Origin of the sequence: Siccirubricoccus phaeus (assembly GCF_008360935.1) — a bacterium.
In the GTDB taxonomy this organism is placed as follows: Bacteria; Pseudomonadota; Alphaproteobacteria; order Acetobacterales; family Acetobacteraceae; genus Siccirubricoccus; species Siccirubricoccus phaeus.
In genome coordinates this window covers 1-15,722 of the sequence record NZ_SRXO01000017.1, presented here as the reverse complement: position 1 = coordinate 15,722, position 15,722 = coordinate 1, and the positions used below count along the sequence as shown (strand labels likewise).

General features: G+C 68.8%; 18 protein-coding genes. 5 read left to right on the top strand and 13 right to left on the bottom strand.

Annotated features, from left to right (window positions below; all coding sequences use genetic code 11):
• Positions 1-23 precede the first annotated feature (23 nt).
• The 3 genes from E5N76_RS20925 to E5N76_RS20915 are packed head-to-tail and all read left to right on the top strand — an operon-like array spanning position 24 to position 2,271.
• Positions 24-539 (top strand): DUF2924 domain-containing protein, encoded by a 516-nt coding sequence (locus tag E5N76_RS20925; protein ID WP_149539271.1) that lies wholly within the window; start codon positions 24-26, stop codon positions 537-539.
• Positions 536-1,885 carry a recombinase family protein gene (locus E5N76_RS20920; RefSeq protein WP_187830306.1) on the top strand — a complete coding sequence of 450 codons (1,350 nt, stop codon included), beginning with the start codon at positions 536-538 and terminating at the stop codon, positions 1,883-1,885. The genes E5N76_RS20925 and E5N76_RS20920 overlap by 4 nt, the downstream gene beginning before the upstream one ends.
• Positions 1,882-2,271, top strand: a complete 390-nt coding sequence (locus E5N76_RS20915; RefSeq protein WP_149539270.1) for a hypothetical protein — start codon at positions 1,882-1,884, stop codon at positions 2,269-2,271. The genes E5N76_RS20920 and E5N76_RS20915 overlap by 4 nt, the downstream gene beginning before the upstream one ends.
• 310 nt (positions 2,272-2,581) lie before the next feature.
• Here E5N76_RS20915 and E5N76_RS20910 read toward each other — a convergent pair whose 3' ends face one another.
• From E5N76_RS20910 to E5N76_RS20865, 11 genes are all read right to left on the bottom strand, one after another.
• Positions 2,582-3,241 carry a hypothetical protein gene (locus E5N76_RS20910; protein WP_149539269.1) on the bottom strand — a complete coding sequence of 220 codons (660 nt, stop codon included), beginning with the start codon at positions 3,239-3,241 and terminating at the stop codon, positions 2,582-2,584.
• Positions 3,238-6,141 carry an N-6 DNA methylase gene (locus E5N76_RS20905; protein WP_235907799.1) on the bottom strand — a complete coding sequence of 968 codons (2,904 nt, stop codon included), beginning with the start codon at positions 6,139-6,141 and terminating at the stop codon, positions 3,238-3,240. The genes E5N76_RS20910 and E5N76_RS20905 overlap by 4 nt, the downstream gene beginning before the upstream one ends.
• 116 nt (positions 6,142-6,257) lie before the next feature.
• Positions 6,258-6,728 (bottom strand): hypothetical protein, encoded by a 471-nt coding sequence (locus tag E5N76_RS20900; protein ID WP_149539267.1) that lies wholly within the window; start codon positions 6,726-6,728, stop codon positions 6,258-6,260.
• 549 nt (positions 6,729-7,277) lie between these two features.
• Positions 7,278-8,096, bottom strand: coding sequence for a sensor histidine kinase (locus tag E5N76_RS20895; protein WP_187830305.1), 819 nt, complete (start codon positions 8,094-8,096; stop codon positions 7,278-7,280).
• A 184-nt stretch (positions 8,097-8,280) separates the two neighbouring features.
• The gene (gene arsC, locus E5N76_RS20890; RefSeq protein WP_099096577.1) at positions 8,281-8,718 is read right to left on the bottom strand and encodes an arsenate reductase (glutaredoxin); all 438 of its coding nucleotides are present in this window, start codon (positions 8,716-8,718) and stop codon (positions 8,281-8,283) included.
• Positions 8,719-8,788: 70 nt separating this feature from the next.
• A complete protein-coding gene (locus E5N76_RS20885; protein ID WP_149539265.1) occupies positions 8,789-10,030 on the bottom strand; it encodes a fatty acid desaturase family protein in 1,242 nt (413 codons plus the stop codon).
• Entirely contained in the window at positions 10,030-10,557 is a 528-nt protein-coding gene (locus E5N76_RS20880; protein WP_149539264.1) for a hypothetical protein, read from the bottom strand. Before E5N76_RS20880 ends, E5N76_RS20885 begins: the two co-directional genes overlap by 1 nt.
• Positions 10,558-10,725: 168 nt before the next feature.
• Positions 10,726-10,905 (bottom strand): hypothetical protein, encoded by a 180-nt coding sequence (locus E5N76_RS20875; RefSeq protein ID WP_149539263.1) that lies wholly within the window; start codon positions 10,903-10,905, stop codon positions 10,726-10,728.
• Positions 10,906-10,982: 77 nt separating this feature from the next.
• Entirely contained in the window at positions 10,983-11,648 is a 666-nt protein-coding gene (locus E5N76_RS20870; protein WP_187830304.1) for a BON domain-containing protein, read from the bottom strand.
• A gap of 59 nt (positions 11,649-11,707) precedes the next feature.
• Positions 11,708-11,845 carry a hypothetical protein gene (locus E5N76_RS29685; protein ID WP_187830303.1) on the bottom strand — a complete coding sequence of 46 codons (138 nt, stop codon included), beginning with the start codon at positions 11,843-11,845 and terminating at the stop codon, positions 11,708-11,710.
• A 93-nt stretch (positions 11,846-11,938) separates the two neighbouring features.
• Positions 11,939-12,220, bottom strand: a complete 282-nt coding sequence (locus tag E5N76_RS20865) for a hypothetical protein (RefSeq protein ID WP_141563182.1) — start codon at positions 12,218-12,220, stop codon at positions 11,939-11,941.
• A 297-nt stretch (positions 12,221-12,517) separates the two neighbouring features.
• Here E5N76_RS20865 and E5N76_RS20860 point away from each other — a divergent pair, with 297 nt between their 5' ends.
• Complete coding sequence (locus E5N76_RS20860; protein WP_187830302.1) at positions 12,518-12,961, top strand: DUF2147 domain-containing protein; 444 nt, start codon at positions 12,518-12,520, stop codon at positions 12,959-12,961.
• A 273-nt stretch (positions 12,962-13,234) separates the two neighbouring features.
• On the opposite strand, the gene E5N76_RS20855 is transcribed toward E5N76_RS20860, so the two are convergent.
• Positions 13,235-13,603 carry a hypothetical protein gene (locus tag E5N76_RS20855; protein WP_149539260.1) on the bottom strand — a complete coding sequence of 123 codons (369 nt, stop codon included), beginning with the start codon at positions 13,601-13,603 and terminating at the stop codon, positions 13,235-13,237.
• Positions 13,604-13,750: 147 nt separating this feature from the next.
• Positions 13,751-15,109: a Na+/H+ antiporter NhaA gene (gene nhaA, locus E5N76_RS20850; RefSeq protein ID WP_149539259.1), complete on the bottom strand. Its 1,359-nt coding sequence runs from the start codon at positions 15,107-15,109 to the stop codon at positions 13,751-13,753.
• A gap of 162 nt (positions 15,110-15,271) precedes the next feature.
• On the opposite strand from nhaA, the gene E5N76_RS20845 reads away from it, so the two are divergent.
• Positions 15,272-15,722 (top strand): exopolysaccharide biosynthesis protein (locus E5N76_RS20845; RefSeq protein ID WP_149539258.1); only part of this gene is annotated, 451 nt, incomplete at its 3' end.

Sequence of the window (15,722 nt, the reverse complement as noted above, 5' to 3'; positions counted from 1 at the left end):
AATCCGACTCGTCGGAGACAGGCATGACGAAACGCCCGAATCGCACCGGCCAGCCCGCCGCCGTACCTGCCGCGGTGGTCGCCAGCATCCCGCCGGCCAGCGTGCTGCCCCGGCTGGCGGCCCTGCAGGCCGCCGACATCGCGGACTTGAAGCAGCAGTGGCGCGAGCTCTGCGGCACCGAGCCGCCGCCCTACAACAGGAAGTTCCTGGAGAGCCGCCTGGCCTACCGCATCCAGGAGCTGGCCTATGGCGGGCTGAAGCCGGAGACGTTGGCGCGGCTCGAGGCGCTGGGCGAGCAGCTCGACGGCGGCAACGTCGTCCTCCGCCGCATCCGCGCCGGCGATGACCGGCCGATCGCCGGCACGCGGCTGGTCCGGGAGTATCAGGGCGTTCAGCACACCGTCACCGTGCTGGCGGACGGCTTCGAATATGAGGGGCGCCCCTACCGGTCCCTCTCCGCCATCGCCCGCGCCATCACCGGCACGCGCTGGAACGGCTGGAGCTTCTTCGGCCTGAAGAACCAGCGGGGGCAGGCATGAGGCGCAAGGGGACCGCCGCGGCCGACGCCACCATGCCGGCCACGGTGAAGAAGCTCCGCTGCGCCGTGTACACCCGGAAGTCGACCGAGGAAGGGCTGGAGAAGGAGTTCAACAGCCTCGATGCCCAGCGCGACGCCTGCGAGGCCTTCATCGCCAGCCAGCGCGCCGAGGGCTGGGTGCTGGTGCCGGACCACTACGACGATGGCGGCGTCTCCGGCGGCACCCTGGAGCGCCCCGCACTGCAGCGCCTGCTGCGCGACATCGAAGCCGGCCGGGTCGACGTGGTGGTGGTCTACAAGATCGACCGCCTGAGCCGCTCGCTGATGCACTTCGCCAAGCTGGTCGAGGTATTCGACGCGAACGACGTCACCTTCGTCTCGGTGACGCAGAGCTTCAACACCACGACCAGCATGGGCCGGCTGACGCTGAACATCCTGCTTAGTTTCGCCCAGTTCGAGCGCGAGGTGATCGGCGAGCGGGTGCGGGACAAGATCGCCGCCTCGAAGGCCCGCGGCATGTGGATGGGGGGCTCGGTGCCGCTCGGCTACGATGTGCGCGACCGCAAGCTGGTGGTGAACGAGGCGGAGGCCGCGCGGGCGCGGCGGGCGTTCGAGCTCTTCGCCGAAACCGGCTCCGGTGTGGAGGCGGTGCGGCGGCTGCGCGCCGAGGGCGTGCTGACCAAGACCGGCCGGCCCTTCGACAAGGGGGCGCTCTACCGGCTGCTGAACAACCGAACCTACCTCGGCGAGGTGGCGCACAAGGGGAAGGTGCATCCCGGCGAGCACCGGGCCATCGTGCCGCGGGAGCTTTGGGACGGGGTCCATGACATCCTGCGGGAGAGCCCGCGGGTGCGCGCCAACCGGAACCGCCGGCAGACCCCGGCCCTGCTACGCGGCCTGATCTTCGGGCCGGACGGCCGGGCGATGTCGCCCACCCACACCCGGCGACGGGGGCGGCTCTACCGCTACTACGTCAGCCAGGCCGTGCTGAAGGGGACGGCCGACGACTGCCCGGTCCGGCGCCTCCCCGCGGCCGAGATCGAGGCCGCGGTGGTGGACCAGGTCCGGGCGCTGCTGCGCCAGCCCGAGGTGGTGGTCGGCACCTGGCGGGCGGCGCGTGCCGAGGCAGTCGACCTGACCGAGGCGGAGACCCTGGCGGCCCTGGAGCGGCTGGACCCGCTCTGGGAGGAGCTGTTCCCGGCCGAGCAGGCCCGCATCGTCCGGCTGCTGGTCGAGCGGGTCGAGGTCGGTCCCGCCGGCGCCGACATCCGGCTGCGGCTAGAGGGGCTGGCCAGCTTGGTGCGCGACCTCGGCGGCATCGGGACCGAGACCCGGAGGGCGGCGTGACGGCGGCCACCAGCATCACGGTCCGCGTCCCGCTGGCGATTCGCCGCCGCGGCGGGCGGAAGCTGGTGGTCACGCCAGATGGCAGCGCCCCTGGCGCCACGCCAGCGCGCACGCGGGCCGACCCAGCCCTGGTAAAGGCACTGGCCCGGGCGCACCGGTGGAAGCGGCTGTTGGAGAGCGGACGCTTTGCTTCCCTCGGCGAGCTGGCCGCGACCGAGAAGATCGACCGGTCCTATCTCGGGAAGATGCTGCGGCTCACGCTGCTGGCGCCGGACATCGTAGAAGCGATCCTGGACCGACGGCAGCCAATCGATTTGATGCTACCGGCGTTGATAGAGCACTTGCCAAGCAGCTGGAGCGAACAGCGCGCTGCAATCGAACCGTAAGCCAACCCCGTCTCATTGATCATATGATCGCACAGCTGGTGCACCCCTGTTTTTGGGCAAGACGGCCGGGTGCACCCATGTCCCGGACCTGGGCGCGTGAGATGTTGGAGGCGAAACAGCGGTTGCCGATCACTTAGCCCGACAGGTCGGACAGGTGGTTGAGCAGGCTCGGCGCCATGGGCAGTTCATAGACCTGACTGGGCGACGGCCATCATCTGCCCGCGCCTGTCGGCCACCACACAGGCGTTGAGTTCGCCATTGCCTACTCTTGAGCATCGAGGTCGGTGGCGCCTTCGTGTTCCGTTGCTGCTTAGACCACCAGCATGGAATGGTGCAGCAGGATGGGAACGTTAGGCGTGACCCGGTCGTGCTCGCTCATCCAGCCCGCCAACTCCGGAGCGCCAGCCAGTGAGAGGAGCTCCGCCAGACGCTTCCGGCCGGTTAGATAACTGTTGATGCCATTTACCACAGCTGCGGGAGAGCCTGACAGAACATAGCCCACCATGAAGCCGCGGGCGTGATTTTCGCAGTATTTTCCGTTCCGAAAACGGTCGATACCCTCGACGACATACTCCCGAGCGAGATCTGTGTCACCGGCGGCAACGCGCTTGCATTCGATGATCACATGCGGGTCGTGCTCGCCCGATCGGGCGAAGATCCGTGTGAGGTAAAGCGGGATGTCGGTCCGACCGTCTGGCGCTGTCATGCCTGGCCGTGAACGCGACTCCGAGCCTGGAGCCACGATCATCGTCTTGCGCCAGGGCAAGCGTCGCAGGGCAAGGGCTTCGCGCATCGCGTCGCGCAGCGTCTCGGTTATCGCGACTTCGTCCGCCCCCGGATGCACGACCTCGCGTTTAGCGGCGAGCTCCCAACCAGCCTCAACCGTTCGAAGGATCGCTACGGTCAGCTCGGTATTGAGGTTGATAAAGGTGCGGCCGATTGCGGCCGACTGACCGAAAGGTATCCTCACGCGGCCGCCCCGGCGAAGCTCTCGGCCACGACGGCATCAGCGTCTTCCAGCGCCGCGGCTGGCATCCAAAACCGCCGGGCAGCAGGTTTAATAACGACGATCTCGTTGGGCCCGTGCACGCGTAGTTCGCGCCCGCCGACGAGGGCGGAGCCAAGGCGCACGTCGAGGCGCCGCCCGATCCGGTCGAGTACGTCGGTCAGCTCGCCTTCGACCGGGATGACCTCGACCGTTGGCGGACCCTGCCGTGCTTCGAGAAGGAACCTGATCACGCGCAGCGGCGCACCGTCGGCGACGTCGAGGATTTCCGCGCGCATCCGCCGCTTTTTCGTTGCCTGCAGCCAAGCGTCGACACCGCTTATAAATGCCTCGGCGTATGGCCACAGATCCTGCTTCAGTTGAGCGGACTGAGTTGCGTACTCGCGGCCCTCGGCCCACTGCCAGCTCGCGCGGGTGAGCCCATCTGCAACCACCAAGCGGTCGGAGGCATCAAGGCCGTAAAGGTCGAACACGGCGCGGTCGAGTTCGGCCCAGCCTTCCTGGTCGACGGCACGGGTGCGGAACCCGGCCTCAAGGGTGAGAATCCGCTGGCCGGCCTTTGTCCGGCCGGCGGCGGCGGGGTCGGGCAACGGCAGGAGCCCGACATCATTAGTCAGCAGCCGGCGCTTCCACACGCCGAACTCGGAGGCGGTCATCAAGAAGAACCAGGATGCCAGCGCCGAATTGAGCACTGCTGCGATTAGGTGGGCGCTCTCGCGGTGTGCCTCCCCGACTGAGGCTCCGAAGTACGCATCCGTGTAGACGAGATCGCGGTCGGCAACAGCCGCGACAGGTCGCGGTCCGGCTTTTAGGAATTCCTTAATGAGGAGAATCGGTTTCCCGTAGGTTTCTCGTGCGCGGGGCCATTGTGCTTTTGCATGTTTGAAGATCGTCAGCCCTGAGGGAACCTGGAATGGAGTTAGATCCTTCGTGCCGAGGACCTCGAGGCCTTCGAGATGTGAGGCGTCCCGCGTCCACTGCTTCGACTTGCCAAGAATCAGCCCGTCGCGCCATCCCGAGCCGATGGAGGTCAGCCAGCTGTTAAGGTCATCGAAGCGCGACCGTAGATCGTCAAGTAGCAGCATGTCGCGCCCACGCCCGAACGCCGCCGTCTTCAGGCGCTCTGGGTCGCGCGCCCAATCTGCCAAAGACAGGACGGTGATGTCGCTCGGAGCGATTTCGAAGGTGTAAGATTTCTCGGCCGAAGGCGACCAGGGGACATTAACAACGGTTAGCTGGTCGGGGCTCTGGGGGCGGTGGCGTGCTAGGAGCACTACGGCCGGCATCTTGGCTGTAGGAAACAGCCACTTGGTGTGCGAGGCGAGGTTGACGAGCGTCGCGGGAGAGAGTCGCTGTACAATGTAGCGAGCGGCAGCGGCACCTGTCTTGCTGCCTGCAAAAAAAGGCATTGCACTCAGCACGAGGCCGTATCGCGTGCCGTCGTGTCCGAACTCGGTTGCTCGAAGCACGAAGTCCAGACCTTCGCCCCGCGGCTGGCGAGGCGCATCAGGTCGGGAGCGATGACGGCGCTCCTGCGTCCCCTGCTTGCCTCGAAAGGTCCATGGCGGATTGCCAACAACGATATCGAACCGCCGCCGCTCGCCCTCCTCATCGAGTAGCGCTGTGCCTTCCGGTGTAGTCTCGACGTCGTGGGCGTCGCCGACAAGGAGCGTTCGCCCGATCAGGCGCTCAAACTTGAGCCCCTCGGGCGGTTGCGGATCGGGGTCGAGCTCGAGCGCCGCAAGGTACAGGCTGAAAGCGGCGACCCGGACGGCAGCGTCGCTAATGTCAACGCCGTAAACCTGGTTATAGAGGGTTGACCGAATTAGTTCGCGGGCAGGCGCGTCGCCGCCCTTGCGGGCGACAAGCCGTCGAAACGCCTCAACGAGAAAAACTCCCGAGCCGCAGGTAAGATCGAGGACTGTCTCGGCACCCGTGATCCCGTCCATGATCTCGTCGAGGATCAGCGACACAACCGGAAGCCGCGTGTAGTGAACCCCTCGGCGCTTGGCCTCGGCGGGCGTTATGGCGTGGGCAGCGACCGCCTCATCAGCCAGACCTGCGTCCTCATCGGCAGCATCGCCGTCTGCTGACGCAGCACCGGTTTTTGAGTGTGCGAATTGCTCGTAAATAGAGCTGATGAGTTCGACGGGGATTACGTCGAACTGGTAGGGAAAGAATGTCAGCTGCCGAGTTTCGGGGTCGATCGCCTCGAGGAAATCGGCCACACGCGACAGGTGCCGCTCCGAGAGGTTTGCGGTCGCAGCCGACTCCGGGAACATGTCGCCATTGAAGACATTGGCGAGCCAAGTGAACAGTCGGCCGCTCGCCACCGGGTCGCGGAGTGCTGAGGGTAGGCTGCTCACGCCGCATTCGGCGGTGAGCCGGTCAGGCCCAACGATCTTCCGGTCGATCAGGTACTGAGTGAAGATCGAACGGCCAATCAGGCCCTGAGCGGTTGCGCGATTGAGATCGGCGCGCACGAGATCACGTTCGAGCACAGCCAAGTCGGATAGGAGCTGCTCGTCGACGCTCGTCTTGCGGTTTACGGCTTCCGGTCGAAGCCAGAATTGTCCGGTCTCCATCGCTAGGCGGCCCGCGAGCTGGTCCAGTTCCTGGAGCTCACGCTCGATCGTTGTGAAGGTCCGCAGCAGGTGTCGTCCTGCATCGTCGCGCGATACTGGGCGGCCGAAGCCATTATAGAGTTCGATCCGCTGCGGGGAGATCACCCAGAGCAGCGGGGCAAACCCCTCATTCCAGATCTCGCGGCGCCATTCCTCGACCGCTGCTTCGGCGGGCTGAGCTTCCCAATACTTGAAATAAACGGTGAGCGCGGAGGCGCCGCGCCAGAGGGCATCGGGCACAAAGCATCGTCCACGCCTAGCCCGCCGCGCATCATCGCCCAACTGCACCCCGTGGGCGGGAGCGCCATCCTGGATGTAGCCGGTCGCCTCAAGAACGCGATTTAGAGGGCTCTGGCTCATTTCGACCGGGCTCGCAACGCCTGTGGCGGGAACGGCAGTGCTGATTGCGGCTTTGGCGTGATCGGCAGGACATGACCACTCACTCTGTCCACCAGGGGTCGACACGGTACTGCAATCATGGGCTCACCCGGGTCGGACCAAGGAAGTTCAGTGGCCGAGCAGAGGCGGACACTATCCGGCGAGACGACGGCAACTAGTTGGCGGAGGCGGGTGAGGTCGGTTTGGCCGAGTAGCTCGAAGAGTTCGTCCACGCCTTTCTGGATGCTGGCAATGCCGACTCCCAGCCGATCGACAATTTCGAGCGTGACGGCTAGGCCGACGAGATCGGAGAAGGTGAACCTTGCCGATTTCCCCGCTTTTCGCCGGAGGTACGGGATGGTCTTCCGCCAATGACGCAGCTTCTCGGCCGACACGCCGACAACGTCTCGGGCCTGCTCCTGCGTGAAGTGAATCGTCCTGATGCCCATGAAATCCTGTGGTTAACAACGAGAATCTGGCGCCGTTTATAAATCCACAATGGGCGTTGCGCAACAGGAAGGACAGCGGTCTATGCTAAACGGACGCGCGATCCTCCACCTGCCCGATGGGTGCGAGGCTTAGACCCCTTCCATGGGTTACGGCGGAGGTCCGGCCCTAAGCGGCGTCAGTCCATTATGGACCAGGATCGGATTTCGAAATGGAGAGCGCTTCGCAGTTCTCGGCTAGAGGCAAGCGGTCGGGCATTCGGGTTTCCAACCACCGCGGGACCTGCCGCTCGGAAACCGGCCATTTTCCTGGATCCAAACCTCGGGACTAAATCGGCCAAGTCCCCAGGTTTGGAGAGAATCGCCCGTCCGGAGAGAGAATTCCGGCCCGCTCCGCTTCCGGCACTCCCAAGGTTCACGCGCCAACCCTGGCGAAACCTGCGGTTCCGCGTGGTCCCTGCCCAGCCGGAGAGCGAGTTTCCAGGCAGGAATGGTGTGGCGAGAGAAACCGGGCGCTAACATTCTCTGGACCGGCAGCCGGCGCGCGAATCGTTAGGCACTCCGATGGCGGTTGGTCGGCCAGTGCGGTCCCTGCGCGGGGATGAAGTGGATTGCCGCCTGGAAACCGGCTGGCTCGAAGTGCAGCTCGACGCTGCTGCCGGGTCCGAGGTCCATTGCCAGGCCGCGCTCCAGCAGCCGGGTGCCAAAGCCCCGCCGGTCCGGCGGCCCTACCACCGGCGGGCCCTCCGCCTCTGCCCAATGGATCGCCATAGCTCCGTCCGCTCCCGCCTCGCACCGGATCTCGACCCGCCCCTCGGAAACGGAGAGCGCACCGTACTTGGTGGCGTTGGTGGCCAGCTCGTGAAAGGCGAGTACCAGGGCCTGCGCCTGCCGCGGCGATACCGTCACGCCGAGGCAACTGCTCGAGATGTTGAGCTGAACGGCCCGGCCGGTCCCCAGCCACGGCGCCAGCGCATTCCGCGCGGTGTCCTCGATGCTGGCCGGCTCCCACCCGCGCGCCGCCAACATGTCTTGCGCCCGCGCCAAGGTTCGCAGCCGCGCTCCGAAGTGCTGGGCGAAGCGCCGAGGATTACCACCGACTCCCTTTAACGTCTGCGCGGCAAGCCCCTGCACGGTGGCAAGGATATTCTTTGCGCGGTGGTTCAGTTCGGCCAGTAGCAGGTCCCGATGCCGCTCGCTCCCCGCCAGTTCGGCGTTAGCCCGGCGAAGCTCCGCGTTCAGCGCCTCGGAACTGGCGAGATCAGTGCGCGCGTCGGCGAGCTCGTATGTTCGCACCTCGGCGTTCTTTGCGGCACGGCTCTCAGCGGCGGCAAGCTCAGCCCGCAGGCGTGCGTTCTCCGCTTCCAGCACTGCCTCGTGCCGGCTTGATCTCGCGGTCATGCCTGCTCAAGGCCCTGGGGATGCCGCCGGCACGGCACCTCATCGCGGCCCGGTATGAAGGTGCGTTTCCCCAGCGGCCCGCACGGACGGGGTGATCCTCGCTGCCCCCGAGGCAGTGCACATGCCGCCGCGACTGGCCCTGTCCGGGATGCGCTCAATCCAAAGCGGTCCGATCAACGCGTCTTCCCTGGTCATCGATAACAGGCGCGCCATTTTCCTTGCGGAAGGCGCCCTCCTGTGGAGCGGGCAGGATGTTCAGGACCGTCTCCGATGGCCGGCACAGCCGCACGCCAAGCGGGCTGACCACGATCGGGCGATCCATCAGAACGGGGTGCCGCAGCATCAGGTCGATCAGCGCGTCGTCAGCCCACTTGGCGTCATCGAGACCGAACTCCTCGTATGACGGCACTTCCTGGCGCAGCAGGTCGCGCACGGGGATGTCCATGCGCCGGAGCAAGCCTACGAGCGTCTCGCGCGAGGGCGGCGCCTTCAGGTACTCGATAGTCTCCGGCTCCTCGCCACTGTTGCGAATGAGCGCCAGGACGTCGCGTGACGTGGCGCAGTTCGGGTCATGGTATATTGTGATCGTCACAGTGTTCCCCCGATCCGGACTGCATCAGGGCAAGGACCCTGGCCCCACCGTGAGCCATCACCCCCCGATTTCATGTCGCGCTGTTCCTATCGGTCGCGCTGGTCTCCCTCAGAGCCGGCGGTATGTCCGGCAGGGCGGAGCGGGTCTCGCCCAGAACCAGGCGTCGTCGGAACCGGCCAGCGTGAGGGGCCGCCGCCGAGGCTGCGCTTCGGCTGGGCAAGCCTGGTCCGCCGCGAAGACCATCAAGCCCCTTATTGGGCGGCGCCTCCTCGGCCTGTTTGAAGGTCACCATGCGGCCGGCCTCCTCGTCCCACAGCAGGTGGCCGGGCGCCGAGAAAGCCTCACGCAGCGTGACCACCCGCGCAGTAGCGAAGGCGGGGTGCGCGTCGTGGCAGGCCTCCAGCAGGTAATTCGGGATGCGCGGCGCGAAGTGGTGCACGTGATGGAAGCCGAGGCTTGCCGTCAACCACCGCAAAACCGCCGGCAATTGCAGGTAGGAGCTGCCCGCGAGTGACGCGGTCACTCGATCCCAGGCCGCGTGGCGCGCCCAATGTACCCCGTCAAAGCGGTGCTGCACCGAGAAGAGCCAGACGCCGGCGATGCTGGCCGGCACCATCACGGCGAGGACGCCGGCTGTCACCGGCCCGATGCCGAGCAGCGCCGAGAAGCCGCCGTAAAAGGCGAGCAACGAAAGGTTCGTCAGGTGCACGCTGCGGTGCTCCCGGCCCCAGCCGACCGGCGCGTCATACGGGACGCGGTAGAGCACGAGGAACACCAGGGGCGGGAATACCAGAAGCATAAGCAGCGGATGACGCAGGATGCGGTAGGCACGGCGCCGCGCGCGACCCATGGCCCGGTACTCAGCAACAGTCTCGCAGGTCGAGTAGATGTCGGTGCCGCGGTCGCGGCGGTCGAGGTCGTTCCAGACCGCGTGGTGCCCGGCGTGCTGCCGCCGCCAGTGCCCGTAGGGCGTGAAAGTGAACAGCGAGCAGAGCCGCCCAACAAGGTCGTTGGCGCGCGGCGTGCGGAACAAGGAGCCGTGCCCGCAATCATGCTGCAGAGCGAAGACGCGCACCGTCAACCCTGCCGCCGGCAGGCCCAGCGTCAGCGCCCACCACCAGCCCAAGGCGAGGCCGGCCTGCGTCGCCGCGAGCAGCGCCAGCAAGGGCAGGAAGGTGGTGGCGAGCTGCAGCGCGGCGGTCCGGGGTGCGGCCTCCTGGAAACGGAGGGCGACCGTTCTCAACTCGTGCCGATCGGCACGGGTCTGCTCCGCAGGGGGACGGTTGGCGTCGGTGCCGGCGACCCCCGGCATCAGCCCCTGCCTTCGGGCCAGGTGACGAAGAGGCCGACCTCGCCGAGCACGCCGCCCGGGAAGTTCAGGATCCGGGCACCGAGCCCGAAGCCGCCCGGTCGCAGGGCGTCGTGCCAGAACTCGAGGAACACCCGCGCGCCGGCCGGCAGCGTGTCCTGCCAACCGGGAAGGCGGTTGTTGATCCGGCGCCCGCCGTCCGTGCAGTAGTCGGAGGGGAACGACACCAGCATCACCTCCCCCTGACCGCCCTCGAACGCCGCCTTGACCTTCGAGATCATGTCCACGCGGTCGGCGTCGGTCAGGCCGCGGGCCTCGAAGCGGCCGCGGTTGCCGGCCCGATGCTCGTCCTCCCGCCGCGCGGCCTCCACCGCCGCCGCCTCACTGCGCCGCTCCCGCTCATCCCGCGCCGCGTACATCGCGTCGAGGGACAGGGAGAAGAGAGGCCGGGAACCCTCGGCCGCCGCGGGCTGGGCAGGCCGCCCGCCGCCCCGGGCACCACCGGCATCGCTCGGCTGGTCGGCATTCATCGGATGCGTCCTCCTCGGCGTGGGTTCCAGGCGGAGGCGCCCGCCGACATCACGCGCCACCGCCACCAGTTGCGGCGGACCGGCCATTCGGCCGTCCACCGTGCCGTCCGCCGTCCCACAGCGCCGGGTTCGGGGCCAACCACCGGCAGACTGCTGAGGGACTACCGCCTACGGCGACGCAGGAACGGCGTGGACGGCCCAGACCGGGGCAAAGCCCACGGTGCCGTAGACGACCGCCAGCATGACGGCGAGCGCCAGCGCGCAGGCCAGCATCATCAGGCCAAAGCGGCGCTCGGACACATAGCCGGGAAATCCGGCGGGGTTCGGACGCATGGGGTTCGGTTGCATTCTGGCCTCCTTGGCCGCGTGCTGCGGCGTTCACTCTCCACCTGACTGCTCCCCCCGAGCGCCCTGCCGAGCCGGCGTCACGACCCCACCGTGATGCGGTCCAGCACCTCGGTGACGCCGGGGGCCGCCCAGGCGATGCGCTCGGCCAGGTCGCGCTCGCGCCAGCTGGATACGCGCCCGCTCAGGACGACCTTGCCGCCGACCGCGCTGATCACGACTTCGGTCGCTCCCAGCCCGGCCTCGCGCACGAACAGCGCCTCGATCCGGCCAGCGACGTCGCCGCTCTCCGCATCGCCGCCATAGGCCTCGGCGACGCTTTGGGTGGCCTCGGTGGTCCGCCCATGCCGCTCCACCGCGACCAGGTTGGTGACCTCCACCACGCCCTCGATGCCGGCGGCCAGCCGCTCGGCGGCGGAGCGCTCCGCGTCGGTGCCGACCGAGCCGCTCAGCGTGATCCGCCCCCGCGCGATCCTCATCAGGATGCGCTCGCGTCGCAGCGGGGCGGCCGAGAAGAGGGCCTGCAGCGCCCGTTCGGCGATCGCCTCGTCCGACCCGTCGGCCTCCGGCGGGAGGCGGACCTCGATCCGTGGTGCGACGGCACCGGCCTGGGCCTGCATCCGCCCGCGGCCGGGTTCGGTTTGGGCCGCCGGCGGCTGGGCCGCGACCCCATGTGTGGCAGTGGCGTTGCCCGCCCGCTGCGCTGGCGTGCCCTGCGTTCCGGGCCGTGCGGGCGTCTCGTCCATGTTCGGCCTGATCCTGTCCTCGCCCATAACGGCCTCTCCCGCCGAACTGCGTTCCGCCGCTAGCGCTTCTTCGCAGGCGCGGGCGCGGCGGCCTGCGCCCGCGCGGTCGCGAAGGGGGACACGGCGGCGATGACCTTCGCCTTCGGCTGCTTGGGCTTCTTCGCCTCCCGGCTGCTCCGCTTCTGACCCTTGGCCATGGCTTTCTCCTGTGATCGGGGCGCACGGCGGCGCCGGCCGTCCCTGGGGCATGGTGGATACGCGGCCAGCGCCAGTGGCCTCGTTCGGGCCGCTCAGCGGGGAAGCCTCAGGGCGCTGCCCTTGTGCCGCATCCAACGGACCGCACCGCGGGCGGACGCGAGCGCGGCCAGCGCGGCACACGACATCAAGGCGATGCCGGATATACCGATGTGGCCAGAGGGGCGTTCCGACCTGAGCTGACTCGCCCTCGCGTGACGATCCGCGGCCCATCGCACCGGGTCGCGGGCCTTGGCGGCATGCTCCGGCATGCCCTCGTTCTCGCTCCGCTCCTCGGCGGTGCGGTCGGCGATCTCGTCGTTGAGCTTCGCGTTCATGACGGCTGTCTTTCCAAACGGCACATTCGGCCGCGTTGATCGCGGCCCGGCGCATGCTCGCGGTACGCAACGGTCCGAGCGGTCGCGGGTAAAGTGCCTGTCCACATGAGATCGTGATTCGGGCCCAGGAATAACAGTATGCGAGGAAGCACCATTCCGTGCTCTCCGGCGTCCTCCGCGCCGGGCGGGGGCATCGAGGAGGCATCCGTGCCGCCGTGCTCCGTTCCCGCTCAGCCCCGCCGAAGCCGGACACGGACTCCCTGTCCGGGCCTACCGCAAGGGCTGCACCGCGCTGCCTTGCTGCTCGCGATCCTCATGGTCCTGGCGGTCCCATGCACCAGGGCCTCGGCAGCCGTTCCCGCCGGTGTGTGGCTCATCGACGGGAAGGCGGCCGTGCAGATCTTCGACTGCACCGGTCAATTGTGCGGCCGGATCCTCTGGCTGCTAACGCCGCGCGATCCTCAGGGGCGGCTGAATCGCGACAGGAACAACCCCGACCCGGCGCTGCGGCAGCGCCCGCTGTGCGGCCTGACCGTTCTCTGGGGCCTGCGCCCCGCCGGCCCCGACCGCTGGGGAGGCGGCTGGTTCTATAACCCGGACGACGGGAAGACGTACCGGGTCTCGGCGGAACTCCGATCCGCCGACCTGATCGTGGCGCGGATCTATGTGGGGATCCCGCTCTTCGGCGAGACGAAGACCCTGGTCCGGGTCGCGCACGGCACATCGGCGGGATGGTGCTGAGCAGGAAAGGCGGGCCCGCGGCGCGAAGGCGGCGCGACCGGCGCCAGCGGAACGGCCCCGCTCTGGGTCAGCCCATGTCCCCGCCGTCGGAGGCCGTCGGCGACGACGGGATCGCCAGGGCTCCGGGCCGGAGAGCCACCGCGCGCGGCTGCGCCGCTTCGGGGAGGCACCACGCCGCCCGAAGGGCGGGAAGGACGGAAGGACGATGGTAGGCACCCCGGCCGGACCTGCATCCGTCCGGCGGCCTTTCGCGGCGACGAAGCGGCGGCACCGTTACAGCGCCAGTGCCTCGGCCTCCCAGGGGCCGCGGGCGAAGTGGACCACCTCGAAGGCCCCGTCGTCAGCCCAGAGGACGCTCAGCACCTTCGCGCCGGTGTGCCACACGTCGAGCCCGTAGGGCAGGTCCGGCCTCGTGCGCTGATGCTCGAGGGCATGCCGGTAGCCCGGGGACGACGCCTCGCCCGGCGACAGGTCGTTGAACGGGGTCCAGTGCTCGACGGTCCAGGCTGCCGTCCGCAGCGCGACCAGCCTGACTGCGCCGCTCTGGACCTCTAGGATGCCGCGTTCGCGGACGAGCGGCAGGAGGTGGTCGCGGAGCGCCAACGCCGGGCCGTCGCCGGAAGACACGAGCCTCAGGGTCATGCACCCCTCCACCAGGGTGTTGTCATCGGATCGGCTGACCATGCCGGAGCCAACGCCCGGGCACCCCACCTGCTTCCTTCACCCCTTCGCAAGCGGAATCTGCCCCTGTCCGCGGCCATCCTGCCTGGCCCCGGCCGTCCGATGCCCTCACAGGCCGTCTGCGACGGCGAGACGATCGCCGCCGCCGCGGGCCAGCCAGGCCAGCAGCGCGAGGCCGCCCGCCGCCGAGAGGACGGACGCGCCCAGGATGCCCAGCTTGGCGGCGTCGAGCAGCGCGCCCTGGAACGCCAGGCCGGCGATGAACAGCGCCATGGTGAAGCCGATGCCGGCGAGCATGCCGCCCCCGGCCAGTGCGCCCCAGCCGAGCTCTGCCGGTCGCGCCGCTAAGCCCGAGCGCACCGCCAGCCAGGCGAAGCCCACGACGCCGGCCGGCTTGCCGAGCACGAAGCCCGCCACCACGGCCAGGGCGACGGGGTCCGTGAGCGCGTCGAGGGAGAGCGGCACCCCGGCGTTGGCCAGGGCGAACAGCGGCATGACACCGAAGGCGACCCAGGGGTGCAGCGCGGCCTCGAACCGCTCGACCGGGGACAGCGCCTCCCGTGCCGCCCTCCCGGCCGAACGCAGCGCCCGGCGGCCCTCGGCGTCGCCGCTCCAGCGGTCGCCGCCCGGCGGACGGGCGAGGACCCGTCCCAGGATGGCGCGCAGGCGCCGGTCGCTCACCCAGCCGCGGGTCGGCGTCAGCAGCCCGAGCGCCAAGCCGGTGACGGTGGGGTGAATCCCCGACGCGTCGATGGCGAGCCAGACCAGGACGCCAGCGAGCACGTAGACCGGGACGCTCCGCACGCCGAGCAGCGCCATGCCGCGGACCACGGCAAGGCCGACACTGCCGACCGCGAGCGCGGCCCAGTCAAGCGCGCCGCTGTAGCCGATCGCGACAACCAGGATGGCGCCGAGGTCATCCACCACCGCGAGCGAGAGCAGGAAGACGCGCAGCCCTTGCGGGGCGCGTCGCCCCAGGAGCGCCAAGCAGCCGATGACGAAGGCGGTGTCCGTCGCCATCACCGTGCCCCAGCCACGCTCGCCAGGCTGGCCCAGCTGCAGCGCAAGGTAGAGCGCAGCGGGCGCCAGCATGCCGCCCAGCGCGGCTGCGACGGACAGCGCGGCGACGCGCGGGTTCCTGAGCTCGCCCAGGACCAGCTCGCGCTTGAGCTCCAGCGAGACGACGAAGAAGAACAGCGCCATCAGGCCGTCGTTGATCCAGTCCCTCGTCGGGTGGACGAGCGCCAGTGGGCCGAGCTGGACGCCGATGGGCGTCTCCCAGGCGGTGAGGAAGCCGTCGGCCAAGGGCGAGTTGGAGAGCGCCAGCGCCGCGGCGACAGCCAGGAGGAGGACCAGGCCGCCGGCGGTCTCGATGCGCAGGAACCGTGCCAGCGGCCCGGTGACCCGGTCGATGGGCTCCCTGGGCAGCCGGCTGAGCCGCGGGTCGTCTTTCTGGTCTCGATCCATCCCTGCCACCCCCGACGACGATCTTCGGGATATGGTGACGCCATCGGACCGCCGCAGCGCGCGGACGGCAGGCGCGGAATTAAGGCGCGCGTGTCGTGGACCGGAGCGCGCATGTCTGCGACCCGATGGGGAGAGGTTGGTCCGTTGCGGCCGCGGGCATGTATGCTCCGACCCGAGATGCTGGCGCGCAGGCCCACTTCCGCCGTGCTGGACGAGCTGCTCGGCGAGGCGCCGACCGCGCAGGTGACGCTGGACTGGCTGATGGCGAGGCTGGGCGACCGTTCCTTCGGCCTTGTCCTGCTCCTCCTGGCGCTCCTCGGCCTGCTCCCCGGGGTGTCCGCGGTCGCCGGCGTGCTGCTCATGGTCCCCGCGGCACAGATGATCCTGGCGCGCCCCGGCCCGGTGTTCCCCCGCCGCATCGCTGCCCGACGCTTCGAGGCACGGCGGCTGGCCCGAACGGTCCGCCGGATCGTGCCGGCGCTGCGCTGGCTGGAGCGATTCATCCGCCCGCGCTGGACCACGCCCTTCGAGGCGACGAAGCGCGTGGTCGGCGCCGTCGTCCTGCTGCTGGGTGGTGCCCTCCTCGCCCCGGTGCCGCTGAGCAATGTCCCGC